This window comes from uncultured Streptococcus sp. (assembly GCF_963545685.1).
GTDB lineage: Bacteria > Bacillota > Bacilli > Lactobacillales > Streptococcaceae > Streptococcus.
The window spans coordinates 1-2,717 of sequence record NZ_CAUUKN010000101.1 but is presented as its reverse complement, the minus strand read 5'-3'; the positions used below and the strand labels follow the sequence as shown (position 1 = coordinate 2,717).

At 35.9% G+C, this 2,717-nt stretch carries 3 protein-coding genes; 2 read left to right on the top strand and 1 reads right to left on the bottom strand.

What is annotated here, in order from left to right:
- Positions 1-64 precede the first annotated feature (64 nt).
- Positions 65-562 (top strand): sigma-70 family RNA polymerase sigma factor, encoded by a 498-nt coding sequence (locus RWZ99_RS09280; RefSeq protein ID WP_314678325.1) that lies wholly within the window; start codon positions 65-67, stop codon positions 560-562.
- Positions 563-719: 157 nt separating this feature from the next.
- On the opposite strand, the gene RWZ99_RS09275 is transcribed toward RWZ99_RS09280, so the two are convergent.
- Entirely contained in the window at positions 720-1,562 is an 843-nt protein-coding gene (locus tag RWZ99_RS09275; protein WP_314678323.1) for a mechanosensitive ion channel family protein, read from the bottom strand.
- 142 nt (positions 1,563-1,704) lie between these two features.
- Between RWZ99_RS09275 and tig the strand changes: the two genes are divergently transcribed.
- A partial coding sequence (gene tig, locus RWZ99_RS09270; RefSeq protein WP_314678322.1) for a trigger factor occupies positions 1,705-2,717 on the top strand: 1,013 nt, incomplete at its 3' end.

The following is a 2,717-nucleotide window of genomic DNA, read 5'->3' as shown; positions in this document are numbered from 1 at the left end:
AATCTTTTATAATAGGTCTGTAATTTATCTAATTACAAAATTTATATTTATTATTGGAGGTTCAATGGAACAAGAAGTTTTTGTTCACGCATATGAAGTTGTTAGGCCGATTGTACTTAAGGCTTTTAGGCAATACTTTATTCAGCTTTGGGATCAAGCTGACATGGAGCAGGAGGCGATGATGACTTTGTATCAGCTTTTAAAAAAGTTTCCTGACTTAGAGAAAGATGATGATAAGTTACGTCGTTACTTTAAAACTAAGTTTAGGAATCGACTTAATGATGAAGTGAGGCGACAGGAGTCAGTAAAACGTCAAGCTAATAGACAGTGTTATGTTGAAATTTCAGACATTGCTTTTTGTCTTCCCAATAAGGACTTAGATACGGTTGATAGGCTTGCTTACGATGAGCAGCTTAATGCTTTTCGTGAGCAGTTATCATCGGAAGATTCTCTTAAGTTAGATCGATTGTTGGCTGGTGAATGCTTTAGGGGAAGGAAAAAGATGATACGAGAGTTAAGATTTTGGATGGTCGACTTTGATCCATATAATGAAGAAGACTGAGTTGAAGTTATTCACTAGTTTGTTTTACTCAATATATCTAGACATTATTCGTATCAGTTAATTTGTTTACATTAAAAACACCTCGAAAGTAGAATTTATTATCAAACTTTCGGGGTGTTGTTTATTATTTATGACTCTCATTATAAGATGAGTTTATTTATTTTACTTCTATTGTGTTTCCAGTAACTCTTGGAAGATCAACATTTTCTTTAAATAGAGCTTCTTGGTAAAGTTTTAAGAAGTCTGCATAGATATGGATTTCTTGCCCGTTTTTTGTAAAAATATCAACACGAAAAACAAGTTGTCCGGAAGGTTTTGAAGTTAATCCGATGATATTTGGCGTTCCAATAATTTCAGGATAATTTTCAATGTTGTCTTTATTAACTTGTTGTATAATGCTTGTTACTTTATTGATATCGGTTGAAGTATAGACTGGGATGTCAATTTGAGCCCTCATATCTCCACGAGATTTATTGGAAACGATTGTGATATTACGATTAGGTATAAAATGGAGTGTTCCATCAAAGCCTCGAATCTGAGTGGTGCGGATACCCACAGTTGAAACAAGACCTGTAACGGTTTCTACCTCAACAGAATCACCAACTTCAAATTGGTTTTCTAACAAGATAAAAAAACCATTAACGACGTCTGATAGGAAGCCCTGAGCTCCTAGACCAAGGGCGATACCGGCAAGTCCGGCTCCAGCTAGAAGGCTAGACACGGGAACACCCAAAATACTTAGAAGCCAGTATACAAGAAAAAAGTAAAGGATATAGTTCATGCAATTGTGTAGTAGACGTTCAATAGTTTTTTTACGGGCGGGTGTTTGAAAGGTCCAGGATATTGAACGTCCGACTGTATGTTTAAACAGAAAGTTGATAATTTTTTTACTAAGAAGAAAGATGATGAGGAGAATGAGAAGTCTAATCCCTTTCGAAATAAGTACCATTAGACTTTCTTCAAAATTAAATTGCTGTATGTATTGTTGTAAAATATTCATATCTCTAGTTTATCAAAATTTGTAAAAAGAAGCAGTCTATAATGTTTTTCTTGTTATTAAATTGGAGAAAAAAACTTTTAAAAGGCTTTGAAATATGGTAAACTAAACTGTATCTATAAAAAATTTTAAGGAGAATGACTACATGTCTGTATCATTTGAAAACACAGCCACTAACCGTGGTGTGGTGACATTTACTATCGGTCAAGATAAAATTCAACCAGCTTTGGATCAAGCGTTTAACAAGGTTAAAAAGAATTTGAACGCACCAGGTTTTCGTAAAGGACACATGCCTCGTGCCGTATTTAACCAAAAATTTGGTGAAGAAGCTCTTTACGATGATGCTTTGAATGCAATTCTTCCAGCAGCTTATGAAGCAGCGATTGCAGAACTTGGTCTTGATGTTGTTGCACAACCAAAAATTGATGTAAAATCAATTGAAAAAGGTCAAGATTGGACACTTACTGCTGAAGTTGTTACAAAACCAGAAGTAAAACTTGGTGCATATAAAGATCTTGAAGTTTCAGTAGAAGTCTCAAAAGAAGTTACTGACGAAGAAGTTGATGCTAAGCTTGAAAATGAACGTAAAAACTTGGCTGAGTTGATTGTGAAAGACGGTGCAGCTGAAAATGGGGACACTGTGGTTATTGACTTTGTTGGTTCAGTAGACGGCGTTGAATTTGACGGCGGTAAAGGTGAAAACCACTCTCTTGAACTTGGTTCAGGTCAATTTATCCCAGGTTTCGAAGACCAATTAGTTGGAGCAAAAGCTGGTGATGAAGTAGAAGTTAAAGTAACTTTCCCAGAAGATTATCAAGCTACTGATCTTGCAGGTAAAGCTGCTGTATTTGCTACTAAAGTTAACGAAGTTAAAGCTAAAGAAGTCCCTGCTCTTGATGATGAGTTGGCTAAGGATCTTGACGATGAAGTTGAAACACTTGATGAGTTGAAAGCTAAATATCGTAAAGAACTTGAAGCAGCTAAAGAAATTGCATTTGACGATGCTGTTGAAGGTGCTGCACTTGATTTGGCTGTTGAAAACGCTGAAATCGTTGAATTGCCAGCAGAAATGGTTGAAGACGAAGTTCACCGTGCTATGAACGAATTCATGGGTAACATGCAACGTCAAGGTATCTCTCCTGAAATGTACTTCCAAAT

Excerpts from the sequence above, each read along its gene's own strand:
- RWZ99_RS09280 (WP_314678325.1), top strand. The coding sequence starts at position 65 with ATGGAACAAGAAGTTTTTGTTCACGCATATGAAGTTGTTAGGCCGATT.
- RWZ99_RS09275 (WP_314678323.1), bottom strand. The coding sequence starts at position 1,562 with ATGAATATTTTACAACAATACATACAGCAATTTAATTTTGAAGAAAGT.